The sequence below is a fragment of the Hydrogenophilus hirschii genome (assembly GCF_054656675.1).
On sequence record NZ_BAAHXQ010000001.1, the window covers coordinates 180,535 to 195,950 of the forward strand.

At 59.9% G+C, this 15,416-nt stretch carries 11 protein-coding genes and 4 tRNA genes; all 15 read left to right on the forward strand.

What is annotated here, in order from left to right; translation table 11 throughout:
* Nucleotides 1-3 precede the first annotated feature (3 nt).
* The 15 genes from rplI to rpoC all read left to right on the forward strand — a co-directional run bounded on the left by rplI (nt 4) and on the right by rpoC (nt 15,346).
* Nucleotides 4-450, forward strand: a complete 447-nt coding sequence (rplI, locus tag ACYQ4Z_RS00895) for a 50S ribosomal protein L9 (protein WP_219972297.1) — start codon at nt 4-6, stop codon at nt 448-450.
* Nucleotides 451-517: 67 nt separating this feature from the next.
* Complete coding sequence (dnaB, locus tag ACYQ4Z_RS00900) at nt 518-1,897, forward strand: replicative DNA helicase (protein WP_217126218.1); 1,380 nt, start codon at nt 518-520, stop codon at nt 1,895-1,897.
* A gap of 107 nt (nt 1,898-2,004) precedes the next feature.
* A tRNA-Tyr gene (locus ACYQ4Z_RS00905) sits at nt 2,005-2,089 on the forward strand.
* 30 nt (nt 2,090-2,119) lie between these two features.
* Nucleotides 2,120-2,193, forward strand: a tRNA-Gly gene (locus ACYQ4Z_RS00910).
* A gap of 15 nt (nt 2,194-2,208) precedes the next feature.
* A tRNA-Thr gene (locus tag ACYQ4Z_RS00915) sits at nt 2,209-2,283 on the forward strand.
* Between the two features lie 37 nt (nt 2,284-2,320).
* Nucleotides 2,321-3,511: an elongation factor Tu gene (gene tuf / locus ACYQ4Z_RS00920; protein WP_119334476.1), complete on the forward strand. Its 1,191-nt coding sequence runs from the start codon at nt 2,321-2,323 to the stop codon at nt 3,509-3,511.
* A gap of 48 nt (nt 3,512-3,559) precedes the next feature.
* Nucleotides 3,560-3,635, forward strand: a tRNA-Trp gene (locus ACYQ4Z_RS00925).
* Nucleotides 3,636-3,649: 14 nt separating this feature from the next.
* Entirely contained in the window at nt 3,650-3,994 is a 345-nt protein-coding gene (gene secE / locus ACYQ4Z_RS00930) for a preprotein translocase subunit SecE (RefSeq protein ID WP_119334465.1), read from the forward strand.
* Nucleotides 3,994-4,527 carry a transcription termination/antitermination protein NusG gene (gene nusG / locus ACYQ4Z_RS00935; RefSeq protein WP_119334466.1) on the forward strand — a complete coding sequence of 178 codons (534 nt, stop codon included), beginning with the start codon at nt 3,994-3,996 and terminating at the stop codon, nt 4,525-4,527. Before secE ends, nusG begins: the two co-directional genes overlap by 1 nt.
* Nucleotides 4,528-4,575: 48 nt before the next feature.
* On the forward strand, nt 4,576-5,007 hold the full coding sequence (gene rplK / locus ACYQ4Z_RS00940; RefSeq protein WP_119334467.1) for a 50S ribosomal protein L11: 432 nt from the start codon (nt 4,576-4,578) through the stop codon (nt 5,005-5,007).
* Between the two features lies 1 nt (nt 5,008).
* On the forward strand, nt 5,009-5,713 hold the full coding sequence (gene rplA / locus ACYQ4Z_RS00945; protein ID WP_119334468.1) for a 50S ribosomal protein L1: 705 nt from the start codon (nt 5,009-5,011) through the stop codon (nt 5,711-5,713).
* 186 nt (nt 5,714-5,899) lie between these two features.
* Entirely contained in the window at nt 5,900-6,424 is a 525-nt protein-coding gene (gene rplJ, locus ACYQ4Z_RS00950; protein ID WP_219972296.1) for a 50S ribosomal protein L10, read from the forward strand.
* A gap of 39 nt (nt 6,425-6,463) precedes the next feature.
* On the forward strand, nt 6,464-6,847 hold the full coding sequence (rplL, locus tag ACYQ4Z_RS00955; RefSeq protein WP_119334470.1) for a 50S ribosomal protein L7/L12: 384 nt from the start codon (nt 6,464-6,466) through the stop codon (nt 6,845-6,847).
* Nucleotides 6,848-6,997: 150 nt separating this feature from the next.
* Entirely contained in the window at nt 6,998-11,137 is a 4,140-nt protein-coding gene (rpoB, locus tag ACYQ4Z_RS00960) for a DNA-directed RNA polymerase subunit beta (protein ID WP_459859771.1), read from the forward strand.
* A 30-nt stretch (nt 11,138-11,167) separates the two neighbouring features.
* On the forward strand, nt 11,168-15,346 hold the full coding sequence (gene rpoC, locus ACYQ4Z_RS00965; RefSeq protein WP_459859773.1) for a DNA-directed RNA polymerase subunit beta': 4,179 nt from the start codon (nt 11,168-11,170) through the stop codon (nt 15,344-15,346).
* Nucleotides 15,347-15,416 lie beyond the last annotated feature (70 nt).

A 15,416-nucleotide genomic window follows, 5' to 3' on the forward strand; every position in this document is an offset into this window, starting at 1 on the left:
ACCATGCAAGTCATTCTGCTGGACAAAGTGCCAAATCTGGGGAATCTGGGCGATGTCGTCACCGTCAAGGATGGGTACGCGCGCAACTATCTGATCCCGCAAGGGAAGGCAAAGCGGGCAACTCCGGAAAACATCGCCGAGTTCGAAACCCGTCGCGCCGAGCTCGAACGGCAGGCTGCGGAGCGCTTGGCGCAAGCGCAGGCGCTTGGTAGTCAGATCGAAGGGATTACCCTTCAGATCGTGCGCAAAGCCGGTGTCGATGGCCGTCTCTTCGGGTCGGTCACCCATATCGACATCGCCGACGAGCTCAACCGGATGGGTTTTGCCGTATCCAAAGGACAAGTGCTCATGCCCGAAGGGCCGATCAAAGCGATCGGCGAAGTCGAAATCGAAATTTACCTGCACGCCGACGTGCGGCCGAAAATCCATGTCGCAGTCTTGGGTGAGTAAGCGCCGTTTGCGAATCGGTCGCGAAGAAGGCAGCTTCGGCTGCCTTTTTCGTTTCGGGAGGTAAAAGATGACGTCGGAAGCGCTCGGGTATGAGACTGCGGCGCTACGCCTGCCGCCCCACTCGATCGAAGCCGAACAGTCGTTGATCGGGGGGCTTTTGCTCGACAACGACGCGTGGGAGCGTGTCGCAGACATCGTCGCTGCGGAAGATTTCTATCGAGACGACCACCGCAGGATCTTTCGCCACATCACCGCGCTCATCCAGCAAGGAAAACCGGCGGACATCGTCACCGTTCATGAATCTTTGCAAAAGAGTGGGGAAGACGAAGCGGCGGGTGGGATCGCCTATCTTGCGGAGCTTGCGAACCAGACCCCTTCCGCTGCGAACGTGCGCCGTTACGCGGAGATCATTCGCGAGCGGGCGATCCTGCGCAAATTGATCAGTGTCGCCGACGAGATCGCCGCAAGCGCGCTCGCGCCGATGGGTAGGGACGCCAAAACGATCCTCGACGAAGCCGAGGCGAAAATTTTCGAAATCGCCGAAGCAGGCGCACGCGCCGTTACGGGCTTCGTCTCGATCGGTACCGCATTGAAACAGGTCGTCGACCGCGTTCAGGAACTCTATGATCGCAATGCAAGCAACGATGTTACCGGTGTGCCGACCGGTTACCTCGATTTGGACGAAAAGACGGCAGGGTTGCAACCCAGTGACCTCATCATCGTCGCGGGGCGTCCCGCGATGGGTAAGACTACCTTTGCCCTCAATATCGCCGAGCATGTGGCACTCCATCAAAAACTTCCGGTGGCGATCTTTTCGATGGAGATGCCAGCCACTCAGCTGGCGATGCGTTTCCTTGCCTCAGTGGGGCGCATCGATTTGCAGAAACTGCGTCGCGGCAAACTGACCGACGACGACTGGGCGCGGCTCTCGGCCGCGATGGGCAAACTCTACGATGCGCCGATCTTCATCGATGAGACCGGCGGGCTCAACCCGATCGATCTGCGCGCCCGTGCGCGGCGTCTGGCGCGGCAGTTCGGGGGTCGTTTGGGACTCGTCGTGATCGACTACCTCCAGTTGATGGTCGGCGCCAAGGAGAGCGACAACCGCGCGAATGAGCTTTCGGAGATCTCGCGCTCGGTGAAGACGCTTGCTAAGGAGCTCAACACCCCGATCATCGCGCTATCGCAGCTCAACCGCAGTCTTGAACAGCGACCGAACAAGCGACCCGTCATGTCCGACCTGCGGGAATCGGGCGCGATCGAACAAGATGCCGACATCATCATGTTCATCTACCGCGACGAGGTCTATCACCCGGACAGCCCCGACAAGGGGACCGCCGAGATCATCATCGCGAAGCACCGTAACGGCCCCACCGGAACGATCCGGCTTGCATTCTTTGGTGAATACACGCGCTTCGAAAACTATAGTGCGGGCGGTGACTTTTAGCGCGATTGTGCGTGATCGAAAAAATGGACGGCAGGAACGCAGAGCGGTAGAAAGGGAGTAAAGGTGTTGACCGTGTCTGTGAAATCCGGCATAATGCCGATTCTCTCGGAGGGGTACCCAAGCGGTCAACGGGAGCAGACTGTAAATCTGCCGGCTCAGCCTTCGTAGGTTCGAATCCTACCCCCTCCACCAGGTTTCAGGCTGGACAGGTTGCGGGTTTGAGCGGGTGTAGCTCAATGGTAGAGCAGAAGCCTTCCAAGCTTAAGACGGGGGTTCGATTCCCCTCACCCGCTCCAGTCGAAGGGTAAAGTGCCCATGTAGCTCAGTGGTAGAGCACTCCCTTGGTAAGGGAGAGGTCACGTGTTCGATCCACGTCATGGGCACCATGTTCTCTCGTACGCGGCAACGAAAAAGGGGAAGCAGATGGCCAAGGCAAAATTCGAGCGGACGAAGCCGCACGTCAATGTGGGGACGATTGGGCACGTGGACCACGGCAAGACGACGCTGACGGCGGCGATCACCACGGTGCTGGCGAAGCACTTTGGTGGTGAAGCGAAGAAATACGACGACATCGACGCGGCGCCGGAAGAAAAAGCGCGTGGGATCACGATCAACACCGCGCACGTCGAATACGAAACCGCGAACCGTCACTACGCGCACGTCGACTGCCCGGGGCACGCCGACTACGTCAAGAACATGATCACGGGTGCCGCGCAGATGGACGGCGCGATTCTCGTGGTCTCGGCTGCAGACGGCCCGATGCCGCAAACGCGCGAACACATCCTGTTGGCGCGCCAGGTCGGTGTTCCCTATATCATCGTCTTCCTCAACAAATGCGACATGGTGGACGACCCGGAACTTCTCGAACTCGTCGAAATGGAAGTTCGGGACCTGCTCAATCAGTACGGCTTTCCGGGTGACGACACCCCGATCATCAAAGGCTCGGCGCTCAAAGCGCTCGAAGGCGACCAGAGCGAAATCGGCGAGCCGGCGATCCTCAAACTGGCTGAGACGCTCGACAGCTACATCCCCACGCCGGAGCGCGACATCGACAAACCGTTCCTGCTCCCGATCGAAGACGTCTTCTCGATCTCGGGTCGCGGAACCGTCGTGACCGGCCGCGTTGAGCGTGGTACCGTGAAAGTCGGCGACGAAGTCGAAATCGTCGGCCTGCGTCCGACGCAAAAGACCACCGTCACGGGCGTGGAAATGTTCCGCAAACTGCTCGACGAAGGGCGTGCGGGTGACAACGTCGGGGTGCTGCTTCGCGGAACCAAACGCGAAGAAGTCGAACGGGGTCAAGTGCTCGCCAAACCGGGTACCATCACCCCGCACACCCACTTCGAATGCGAAGTGTACGTGCTCACCAAAGAAGAAGGGGGCCGTCACACCCCGTTCTTCTCCAACTACCGTCCGCAGTTCTACTTCCGTACCACCGACGTCACGGGGTCGATCGAACTGCCGGAAGGGGTGGAAATGGTGATGCCGGGTGACAACGTCAAACTCACGGTGAAACTCATTGCACCGATCGCGATGGAAGAAGGTCTGCGCTTTGCGATCCGCGAAGGCGGCCGTACCGTGGGTGCCGGCGTCGTCTCCAAAATCATCGAGTGATGGTGCGGTAATCTCAGTTTGAAGTGGCGCCAGCGTTGCTGGCGCCGTAGGGGCATAGCTCAACTGGCAGAGCGTCGGTCTCCAAAACCGAAGGTTGGGGGTTCGATTCCCTCTGCCCCTGCCAACCATAAGACGCCAATGAACATCCTTTTCTATCTGCTCTCTGCACTGTTGTTGGCTGGCGGGATCGCTGGCTTTTATTATTTTGCGGACTGGCCAGGTCTGGCGCGCGCTGCGCTCGTCGTGCTGGGGGTCGTTGCCGCAGGGGGTGTGCTGCTCCTCTCTGAGCCAGGAAAGGCTTTCGTTGCGTTCGTTCGCGCTGCTGTTGCCGAAGTGCGCAAAGTCGTTTGGCCGAACCGCAAAGAGACGACTCAGGCAACTTTGGTCGTCTTTGCGTTCGTGGTGACGCTGGCCATTTTCATGTGGCTGGTCGACAAGACATTGGAGTGGGTGTTGTACGGATTGTTGCTGGGGTGGAAGTGATGGCCAAGCGTTGGTATGTCGTGCAAGCGCACTCCGGGTTCGAAAAGCAGGTGCAAAAAGCACTGCAAGAGCGGATCAAATTGGCCGGGATGGAAGACCAATTCGGTCAGATTCTCGTTCCGGTCGAAAAAGTGATCGAGCTGCGCGGCGGTGCGAAAAAAGAGACCGAGCGTAAGTTTTTTCCGGGCTACCTCCTCGTCGAGATGGAGATGAACGACGATACGTGGCACCTGGTCAATTCGTTGCCGCGTGTCTCTGGTTTCGTCGGCGGAAGTCCCACGAAGCCGGCTCCGCTTTCGGAGCGGGAAGTGCAGGCGTTGTTGGCGCAGATTCAGGAAGGGGGCGAGAAGCCGAAACCGCGCGTGGTCTATGAGATCGGAGAGACGGTCCGGGTCAAAGAGGGGCCGTTTGCCGACTTCATGGGGACGGTAGAGGCGGTCGATTACGAAAAGAGCCGGTTGTCGGTCGCGGTTTCGATTTTTGGCCGCTCGACACCGGTGCAATTGGAGTTTTCACAGGTCGAAAAGGTCTGAGCAATCGAGGAGCGGCATTTGCCGCGTTAGCACTCACTAGGAGCAGTCATGGCCAAGAAAATCGTCGGCTACATCAAACTGCAGATTCCTGCAGGGAAAGCAAACCCGAGCCCTCCGGTCGGTCCGGCGCTCGGTCAGCGCGGCTTGAACATCATGCAGTTCTGCAAGGAGTTCAACGCCAAGACGCAAAATATGGAGCCCGGCTTGCCGATTCCGGTGATCATCACCGCCTATTCTGACAAGTCGTTTACCTTCGAGTTGAAGACGCCGCCGGCAACCGTCCTCATCAAGAAGGCGTTGAAGATCGAGAAAGGCTCTTCCAAACCCCACCTCGACAAAGTGGGCAAGATCACACGCGCGCAGCTCGAGGAGATCGCCAAGATCAAGATGCCGGACCTCACCGCGGCCGATATGGACGCAGCGGTGCGGACGATCGCCGGTTCCGCGCGGTCGATGGGCGTGGATGTCGAGGGGGTGTAAGATGGCAAAACTGAGCAAACGGATGCAAGCGTTGCGGCAAAAAGTCGACCGCAACCGCGTCTATTCCTTGGATGAGGCGCTGGCGCTCGCGAAAGAGACTGCGCAAGCCAAATTCGACGAGTCGATCGATATCGCCGTGAATCTTGGGGTCGATCCGCGGAAGTCGGATCAAGTCGTTCGTGGCGCAGTCGTGTTGCCGGCCGGGACTGGGAAAAAGGTCCGGGTCGCTGTCTTTGCGCAAGGGGCGAAAGCGGACGAAGCCCGTGAGGCCGGTGCCGATATCGTCGGTTTCGAAGATCTGGCCGAAACGATCAAAGCGGGGAATATCGATTTCGACGTGCTCATCGCCACACCCGACGCGATGCGTCTCGTGGGGCAGTTGGGGCAAATCCTGGGGCCGCGTGGCCTCATGCCCAACCCCAAGGTGGGAACGGTGACGATGGACGTCGCTACGGCGGTGAAGAACGCAAAGGCGGGGCAGGTCCAGTACCGCACCGACAAGAACGGGATCATCCACGCGTCGATCGGTCGCGCGTCGTTCCCCGTCGAAGCGTTGAAGCAGAATGCGCAGGCGCTCATCGAGGCGCTGCAACGCGCGAAGCCGCAGGCTGCGAAGGGAACCTATTTCAAAAAGATCGCGGTTTCCAGCACGATGGGGGTCGGAATCAAGGTCGATCCACAAAGTGCGCTGCCGCAGCAGGCGTAACGAACTTTGGGCCGTCGCGCCCGTTATCGAACGGCGCGGCGGGTTATCAAAGACCGTTGGGGGGCAACCTTAAATGCGGTAAAACCGCGCCCAACGTAGATGGCGTCACCCGAAGCAGGAGCACGCTCCTGATTGAAGGCCGCCAAAGCTGCCCTGGAAACAGGGTGTCCTAATTGGAGGTGAACCTTGGCACTCAAGCTTGAAAGCAAGCAGGCAATCGTCGCCGAAGTCTCCGCTCAAGTGGCTGAGGCAGGGGCGATCGTTTTTGCCGAGTACCGTGGTCTCACCGTCGCGGAGATGACCGAGCTGCGCCGCAAGGCGCGCGAAGCCGGCGTCTATTTGCATGTCATCAAGAACACCTTGGTCCATCGCGCAGTCGATGGGACCCCGTTTGCGTGCATCCAGTCGCAACTCGTGGGCCCGCTGATCTTCGCGATTGCCGCCGATCCGGTGGCACCAGCCAAGGTGCTTGTCGACTTTGCAAAAAGCGCCGAAAAATTGGTCGTCAAAGGGGGGGCAATGCCCGGTTCGCTCCTTGACGTCGAAGGCGTCAAGGCGCTGGCGAGCATGCCAAGCCGCGACGAACTGTTGGCCACTTTGGTGGGGACGTTGCAGGCCCCGATCGCCAAGTTCGTGCGCACCCTCAACGAGGTGCCGGGCAAATTCGTCCGCACGCTTGCTGCCGTTCGCGACGCGAAAGAGGCTGCGTAATTTATTTCCGTTTCACAGGCATTCATTCAGGAGTCAAACATGTCGATGACCAAAGAGCAAATTCTGGACGCAATCGCCAATATGACCGTGCTCGAGCTCTCTGAGCTCATCAAGGCGATGGAAGAGAAATTCGGGGTTTCTGCTGCGGCAGCGGTTGCAGTAGCGGCAGCTCCGGCAGCTGGCGGTGCGGCGGCACCGGCGGCGGAAGAGAAGACCGAATTCGACGTCGTGCTGGTCGAAGCCGGTGCGAAGAAGGTCGAAGTGATCAAGGTGGTCCGTGCTGCTACGGGTCTCGGCCTCAAGGAGGCCAAGGATCTCGTCGACGGTGCGCCCAAGACGATCAAAGAGGGCGTCTCCAAAGACGAAGCCGAGAAGCTCAAGAAAGACCTCGAAGCGGCTGGCGCGAAGGTCGAGCTCAAATAATTTCCTTGCGGAATGTGGCGGGAGGCTGGTGCTTATGGCGCCGGCCTTTCGCCATTGGTAGTAGGCAGGGGGTCAACACCCAAAGGCTTGCGAGAACCCACAAGCTTTTGCGTCTTGATTCCTTTCGCGCGACATTAGCCTGGAGCACACATGGCGTACTCATACACTGAACGCAAGCGCTTGCGCAAGAACTTTGCCAAGCGCAAACCCGTTCTCGACGTTCCTTTCCTCCTTGCCACGCAGCTAGACTCCTACCGCGAATTCCTTCAACTCGACACGCCACCGATGGAGCGGAAAAATGTCGGGTTGCAAGCGGCGTTCAACGCGATTTTCCCCATCGTCTCTGTCAATAACAACGCGCGGCTCGAATTTCTCTACTATACCGTCGGTGAGCCGCAATTCGACGTGCGTGAATGCCAGTTGCGCGGGCTCACCTACTGTGCACCGGTGCGGGCGCGTGTCCGCTTGGTGATCCTCGACAAAGCCACCGGATATCAGACGGTCAAAGAGGTTCGGGAGCAAGAGGTCTTCATGGGGGAGATCCCCTTGATGACCGAAAAAGGCTCGTTCATCATCAACGGAACGGAGCGGGTGATCGTTTCGCAGTTGCACCGTTCTCCCGGTGTCTTCTTCGAGCACGACAAAGGCAAGACCCACTCCTCAGGAAAACTGCTCTTCTCGGCGCGGATCATTCCGTACCGCGGTTCGTGGATCGACTTCGAATTCGACCCGAAGGATTGCCTCTTCTTCCGGATCGACCGGCGGCGCAAGATGCCGGTGACGATCCTGTTGCGTGCGCTTGGGATGAGCAACGAAGAGATGCTGACCTTCTTCCACGATCTCGAAACGTTCGAGAAACGGGACGGTCAGTTCGTCTTCCGCTTCGACCCCGAGCGCCTGAAAGGGGAGGTCTCGCGGCTGGAAATTCGCGATGCCGCAGGCAAAGTCATCGTTGCGAAAGAGAAGCGGATCACCGCACGCCACGTGCGCGAGCTCAAGCAGGCGGGGATCGACCATGTGGTCGTCGACGATGAGTTTCTGCTCGGGCGGATCATCGCGCGTGACCTCATCGATCCCGAAACTGGAGAGGTGATCGCCAAAGCAAACGACGAGATCACCGAAACGGTATTGGAGCGTCTGCGTGAATCGGCGATTACTCGATTCGAAACCCTGTTCGTGAACGAACTCGACCGTGGTGCATACCTCTCGCAGACGCTGCGACTCGATGACACGCAAGATGCCTGGCAAGCCAAGGTCGCGATCTATCGCATGATGCGCCCGGGTGAGCCGCCTACGGAACAGGCGGTCGAGCAACTTTGGGAGGGACTTTTCCGTTCGCCGGATCGCTACGATCTCTCTGCGGTGGGGCGGATGAAGTTCAACAGCCGCGCCTATCCGCCGCTTGAATCGCTCGACCCGGCGTCCCCCGAATGGATCAAGCGCTTTTTCGCGCAAGTGGGGCCGAAAGGGGAAGAGGGGCCGATGACGCTCACCGACGAGGATCTGCTCGCGGTGATCGCGATCCTCATCGAATTGCGCAACGGCCACGGTGAAGTCGACGACATCGACCATTTGGGCAACCGTCGGGTACGCAGCGTCGGGGAACTCACCGAAAACCAATTCCGTGCGGGGTTGGCGCGGGTCGAGCGTGCGGTCAAAGAGCGCTTGGTCCATGCCGAAAGCGAAAACCTCATGCCGCACGACCTGATCAACGCCAAACCGATTTCGGCGGCGATCAAGGAATTCTTCGGCTCGAGCCAGTTGTCGCAGTTCATGGACCAAACCAACCCGCTCTCGGAAATCACCCACAAGCGGCGGGTCTCTGCGCTGGGTCCCGGCGGGTTGACGCGCGACCGCGCGGGTTTCGAGGTGCGCGACGTCCACCCCACCCACTACGGTCGCGTCTGTCCGATCGAAACGCCGGAAGGGCCGAACATCGGGTTGATCAATTCGCTTGCCGTCTATGCGCGTACCAACCGCTACGGCTTCATCGAAACGCCGTATCGCAAGGTGGTCGACGGTCGTGTGACCGACGAAGTGGTCTACATGTCGGCAATCGAAGAAGCCAAATACGTGATCGCGCAGGCGAACTCCGAAGTGGGGCCGGACGGCAAACTTCTGGGTTCGCTCATTTCGTGCCGTCAAAAAGGGGAATTCGTCCTCGTTCCGCCCGAAGCGGTGCAATATATGGACGTGGCGCCGCAGCAGATCATTTCGGTCGCGGCCTCTCTCATTCCGTTCTTGGAGCACGACGACGCCAACCGCGCGCTCATGGGAGCGAACATGCAGCGCCAGGCGGTGCCCTGCCTGCGCCCGGAAAAGCCGCTCGTCGGTACCGGAATGGAGCGCATCGCTGCTAAGGACTCGGGAACGGTGGTCGTCGCGAAGCGCGGCGGCGTCGTCGACTACGTCGACGCGAAGCGCATCGTCGTGAAGGTCAACGACGACGAAACCCAGCCCGGCGAAGTTGGCGTCGATATCTACAATCTGGTGAAATTCCAGCGCTCCAACCAAAACACCAACATCAGCCAGCGGCCGATCGTCAAGAAAGGGGATGTGATCACCGCGGGTGACGTGATCGCCGACGGCGCATCGACCGACCTTGGGGAGTTGGCGCTCGGGCAGAACGTCCTCGTGGCGTTCATGCCGTGGAACGGGTACAACTTCGAAGACTCGATCCTCATTTCGGAACGGCTGGTCGCCGAGGACCGCTACACCTCGATCCACATCGAAGAGCTTACGGTCGTTGCGCGCGACACCAAACTGGGGCCCGAAGAGATCACGCGCGACATCGCGTCGCTGGGTGAAGCGCAACTGGCGCGTCTCGACGAGTGTGGGATCATCCACATCGGCGCCGAGGTCAAAGCCGGTGACGTTCTGGTCGGTAAGGTAACCCCTAAGGGCGAAACGCAGCTTACCCCAGAGGAGAAACTGTTGCGCGCGATCTTCGGGGAAAAAGCGTCCGACGTCAAAGACACGTCGTTGCGCGTGCCCACCGGAATGAGCGGTACCGTGATCGACGTGCTGGTGTTTACCCGTGAGGGAATCGAGCGGGACAAGCGGGCGCAGTCGATCATCGACGAACAGTTGCGTGGCTACCGCAAGGACCTCAACGACCAGTTGCGCATTTTCGAACGGGATGCGTTCGAACGCTTGCGCCGCCTTCTCGTCGGGCAAACCGCTGCCGGCGGACCGAAGCGGCTCGCGAAAGGTTCGGAAATCACCGAGGCGTACCTCGATTCCCTCGAACCGTACCAATGGTTCGATATTCGTGTCGAGAACGACGCGGTGGCGCAGCAACTCGAAGCGGTCCGTGATGGATTGGAAAAGACGCGCAAAGCGTTCGATGAGGCGTTCGAACACAAGCGCAAGAAGCTCACCCAAGGGGACGAGCTCCCGCCGGGCGTGCTCAAAATGGTCAAAGTCTACCTCGCGGTGAAGCGGCGGCTGCAGCCCGGGGACAAAATGGCGGGGCGCCACGGGAACAAAGGGGTGGTTTCGAAGATCGCGCCGGTGGAAGACATGCCCTTCATGGCCGATGGCACCCCGGTCGATATCGTCTTGAACCCGTTGGGCGTACCGTCACGGATGAATATCGGGCAAATTCTCGAAACCCACCTCGGGCGCGCCGCGCGTGCGTTGGGGGACCGCATTGCCGAGATGTTGCGGCGGCAAGCGAACATCGCGGAATTGCGGGAATTCCTCGAGAAGATCTACAACCAGCGCGGACAGAAAGAAGATCTGGCGGCGCTCTCGGACGACGAGATCCGGGAAATGGCGCAGAACCTCACCAAAGGGGTGCCGTTTGCGTCGCCTGCGTTCGAAGGAGCAAGCGAAGACGACATCGCCGAAATGTTCCGCCTCGCGGGTATCGAAGGCACCGAGCAGGTGACGCTCTACGACGGTCAGACGGGTGAGCCGTTCGATCGTCCGGTGACGGTGGGGTACAAGCATATGCTCAAGCTCCACCACCTGGTCGTCGACAAGATGCACGCGCGCTCCACCGGCCCCTACTCGCTCGTGACGCAGCAGCCGCTCGGTGGGAAGGCACAGTTCGGTGGTCAGCGTTTTGGTGAGATGGAGGTTTGGGCGCTCGAGGCGTACGGCGCGGCCTATACGCTGCAAGAGATGCTCACGGTCAAGTCCGACGACGTCACGGGGCGGACCAAGATGTACGAGAGCATCGTGCGTGGCGACTACCGTTTCGTCGCGGGTATGCCCGAATCGTTCAACGTCCTCTTGAAAGAGATCCGGTCGCTGGCGATCGACATCGACCTCGAGCGGGACTAACCGATCGCGAATCATGCGCATGGAGTTGCTATGAACAATTTACTCGCCAACCTCTTTCGGCAAAGCGTCGACAACCCCACGGAGTTCGACGCGATCACGATCGGTCTTGCGTCGCCGGAGAAGATCCGCAGCTGGTCTTACGGCGAAGTGAAAAAACCGGAGACGATCAACTATCGGACGTTCAAACCGGAGCGCGATGGTCTTTTTTGTGCCAAGATCTTCGGCCCGGTCAAAGACTACGAGTGCCTCTGCGGCAAATACAAGCGGCTGAAATATCGGGGCGTGATCTGCGAAAAGTGCGGCGTCGAGGTGACCGTCTCCCGTGTTCGCCGCGAACGGATGGGGCACATCGAGCTCGCAGCGCCGGTATCGCACATCTGGTTCTTGAAGAGCTTGCCGAGCCGGCTTGGGCTCGTGCTCGACATGACGCTGCGTGACATCGAGCGGGTGCTCTACTACGAAGCCTACGTCGTGATCGACCCAGGGCTTACCCCGCTTCAGCGCGGGCAGATCATGTCGGAGGAGAGTTACCACCAGGCGTTCGAAGAGTACGCGGGGGACTTCCACGCGATGATGGGGGCCGAAGGGATCCGCGAACTCCTGCGCACCCTCGACCTCAAGCGCGAAATCGAAAAACTGCGGGGCGAACTCGAAACCACCGGGTCGGACGCCAAGATCAAGAAGATCAGCAAGCGCCTGAAAGTGCTCGAAGCCTTCTACCGCTCCGGAATGAAGCCGGAGTGGATGATCATGGACGTGATCCCGGTGCTGCCGCCCGATCTGCGTCCGCTCGTACCGCTCGACGGAGGGCGCTTCGCTACCTCCGACCTCAACGACCTCTACCGTCGGGTGATCAACCGCAACAACCGTTTGCGGCGGCTGCTTGAGCTCAAAGCGCCGGAAATCATCGTCCGTAACGAAAAACGGATGTTGCAAGAGGCGGTCGATTCGCTCTTTGACAACGGGCGCCGCGGCAAGGCGATGACCGGTCCCAACAAGCGGCCGCTGAAATCGCTCGCTGACATGATCAAAGGGAAAGGCGGTCGATTCCGTCAAAATCTCCTTGGAAAGCGGGTCGACTACTCGGGCCGTTCGGTGATCGTGGTGGGGCCGCAATTGAAGCTCCATCAGTGCGGATTGCCGAAACTGATGGCGCTCGAACTCTTCAAGCCGTTCATCTACCACAAACTCGAAACGCTCGGTTACTGCACCACCATCAAGCAAGCGAAGAAGATGGTGGAAAACCAAGAGCCGGTGGTGTGGGACATCCTCGAAGAGGTGATCCACGAACATCCGGTGCTTCTCAACCGCGCACCGACGTTGCACCGCTTGGGGATCCAGGCGTTCGAACCGGTCCTGATCGAAGGCAAAGCGATTCAGCTCCACCCGCTCGTCTGTACCGCGTTCAACGCCGACTTCGACGGTGACCAGATGGCGGTGCACGTGCCGCTTTCGCTCGAAGCGCAGGTCGAAGCGCGCACGTTGATGATGAGCTCGAACAACATCCTCTCGCCCGCGAACGGGGACCCGATCATCGTGCCGTCGCAGGACATCGTCTTGGGGCTCTACTACGCTACTCGCGAAGCGGTCGGCGCCAAGGGCGAAGGGATGATCTTTGCCGACGTCGCCGAAGCACGGCGCGCCTGGGAGCAGGGCATTGCAAGCCTCCATGCTCGCGTCACGGTGCGCATCACCGAATACGAATTCGACGAAAAAGGCGAACCGACCATCGCGAAGACCACACGACGGGAAACGACCGTCGGGCGGGCGATCCTCTCGGAGATCTTGCCGAAAGGCTTGCCGTTCGAACTGATCGACCGGCCGCTGAAGAAAAAAGCGATCTCGCAGCTCATCAACCAGTCCTACCCCAAGTGTGGGCTCAAAGCCACCGTGATCTTCGCCGACCAGTTGATGAACTGGGGTTACAAGCTCTCCACGCGCGGCGGACTTTCGATCGCGATCAAGGACATGTTGATCCCACCGCAGAAAGAGGCGATCATCGCCCAAGCGGAAGAAGAGGTCAAAGAGATCGCGCAACAGTACGCCTCCGGTCTCGTCACCGCCACCGAGCGCTACAACAAGGTGGTCGATATCTGGGGACGGGCATCGGACCAAGTGGCGAAAGCGCTGATGGACCAATTGTCCAAAGAGCGCGTCACGCTGCCCAACGGCGAAGTGGTCGAGCAAGAGTCGTTCAACTCGATCTACATGATGGCGGACTCTGGCGCACGGGGTTCGGCGGCGCAGATTCGCCAGCTCGCCGGGATGCGGGGGTTGATGGCGAAGCCCGATGGCTCGATCATCGAGACGCCGATTACCACCAACTTCCGCGAAGGGCTGAATGTCCTGCAGTACTTCATTTCGACCCACGGGGCGCGGAAAGGGCTTGCCGACACCGCGTTGAAGACCGCAAACTCGGGTTACCTGACCCGCCGTTTGGTTGACGTCACACAAGACCTGGTGATCACCGAAAGCGACTGCGGCACCAGTAACGGCTTCTATATGAAAGCGCTCATCGAGGGCGGTGAGGTGATCGAAGCGCTGCGTGACCGGATCCTCGGTCGCGTGGTCGCCGAAGATGTCGTCGACCCCGATACGCGGGAAACACTCATCCCGGCGGGAACGCTGCTCGATGAACCCCTGGTCGAACTCATCGACGAGAAAGGGGTGGACGAAGTCAAGGTGCGCAGCCCCTTGACCTGTGAAACGCACTATGGCGTCTGTGCGAAGTGCTACGGTCGCGACCTGGCGCGCGGCGGCCTCGTGAACGTCGGCGAGGCGATCGGGGTGATCGCCGCGCAGTCGATCGGTGAGCCGGGGACGCAGCTCACCATGCGGACCTTCCACGTTGGGGGTGCTGCATCGCGGGCGGTCGCGCAGAGCGGGATCGAAGCGAAGGTTGGCGGTACGATCCGCTTCTCCCCCAACATGCGTTTCATCACCCGGTCGGACGGCGAGAAGATCGTCACCGCGCGGGCTGCTGAGGTCCAAGTGGTCGACGAGTCGGGGCGCGAACGCGAACGGCACAAAGTTCCCTATGGTGCGATTCTGCACGTCGACGAAGGGCAGCAGGTCGCAGCGGGGGTCAAATTGGCCAGCTGGGATCCGCATACCCGTCCGATCATCAGCGAATATGGCGGTACCGTGCGCTTCGACAACGTCGTCGAGGGGGTGACCGTCGCGAAGCAGGTCGACGAAATCACCGGGCTCTCCACGCTCGTGGTGATCGACGCGAAGCAGCGCGGCGCGTCGAAGGTGGGGCGTCCGTCGGTCCATCTGATCGGTCCAGACGGCGACTCGGTGAAGATTCCCGGGACCGAAACGCCGTTCCTCATCACCTTCCCGGTTGGCGCAATCATTACTGTGCGCGAAGGGCAAGAGGTGGCAGCAGGCGACGTCCTGGCACGGATACCGCAAGAATCGGCGAAGACCCGCGACATCACGGGGGGGCTGCCTCGGGTTGCCGAGCTCTTCGAAGCGCGCGAACCCAAAGATGCCGGTATGCTTGCGGAGGTCACCGGGACGGTTTCGTTCGGTAAAGAGACCAAAGGCAAGCACCGCTTGATCCTGACCGAACCCGACGGGACGACGCACGAATTCCTGATCCCGAAAGAGAAGCATCTCTTGGTGCACGACGGGCAGGTCGTGAACCGCGGCGAGCTGATCGTTGATGGGCCGGTGAACCCACACGACATCTTGCGCTTGCAAGGAATCGAAGCATTGGCGCGCTACATCATCGACGAGGTACAGGACGTCTATCGTCTCCAAGGGGTTCGGATCAACGACAAGCATATCGAAGTGGTCGTACGGCAGATGCTGCGTCGCGTGGTGATTACCGACCCCGGTGACTCGCGTTTCCTTCCCGAGGAGCAGGTCGAGCGTGCCGAGGTGTTGATCGAGAATGCGCGCCTCGAGAAAGAGGGGAAAGTCCCGGCGAAATACGAGAACCTGCTGCTTGGGATCACCAAGGCGTCGCTCTCCACCGACTCCTTCATCTCCGCGGCATCGTTCCAGGAGACCACCCGGGTGCTCACCGAAGCGGCGATCATGGGCAAGCGCGACGAGTTGCGTGGCCTCAAAGAGAACGTGATCGTTGGTCGCCTCATCCCGGCGGGGACGGGGTTGGCGCATCACCGCGCGCGACGGCGCCGCAGTCGCATCGAGCAAGCGGAAGAGACTTGGAATGCAATCACCTCCGATGCGTCGTAAGGGAAACGTCCTGCGCTTGACGCGCAGGACTTTACAAGGTATGATTGCGCGTTTTATTGTCGGGCCAATC

Coding starts and splice junctions, on each gene's coding strand:
- rplI (WP_219972297.1), top strand. CDS start 4: ATGCAAGTCATTCTGCTGGACAAAGTGCCAAATCTGGGGAATCTGGGC.
- dnaB (WP_217126218.1), top strand. CDS start 518: ATGACGTCGGAAGCGCTCGGGTATGAGACTGCGGCGCTACGCCTGCCG.
- tuf (WP_119334476.1), top strand. CDS start 2,321: ATGGCCAAGGCAAAATTCGAGCGGACGAAGCCGCACGTCAATGTGGGG.
- secE (WP_119334465.1), top strand. CDS start 3,650: ATGAACATCCTTTTCTATCTGCTCTCTGCACTGTTGTTGGCTGGCGGG.
- nusG (WP_119334466.1), top strand. CDS start 3,994: ATGGCCAAGCGTTGGTATGTCGTGCAAGCGCACTCCGGGTTCGAAAAG.
- rplK (WP_119334467.1), top strand. CDS start 4,576: ATGGCCAAGAAAATCGTCGGCTACATCAAACTGCAGATTCCTGCAGGG.
- rplA (WP_119334468.1), top strand. CDS start 5,009: ATGGCAAAACTGAGCAAACGGATGCAAGCGTTGCGGCAAAAAGTCGAC.
- rplL (WP_119334470.1), top strand. CDS start 6,464: ATGTCGATGACCAAAGAGCAAATTCTGGACGCAATCGCCAATATGACC.
- rpoB (WP_459859771.1), top strand. CDS start 6,998: ATGGCGTACTCATACACTGAACGCAAGCGCTTGCGCAAGAACTTTGCC.
- rpoC (WP_459859773.1), top strand. CDS start 11,168: ATGAACAATTTACTCGCCAACCTCTTTCGGCAAAGCGTCGACAACCCC.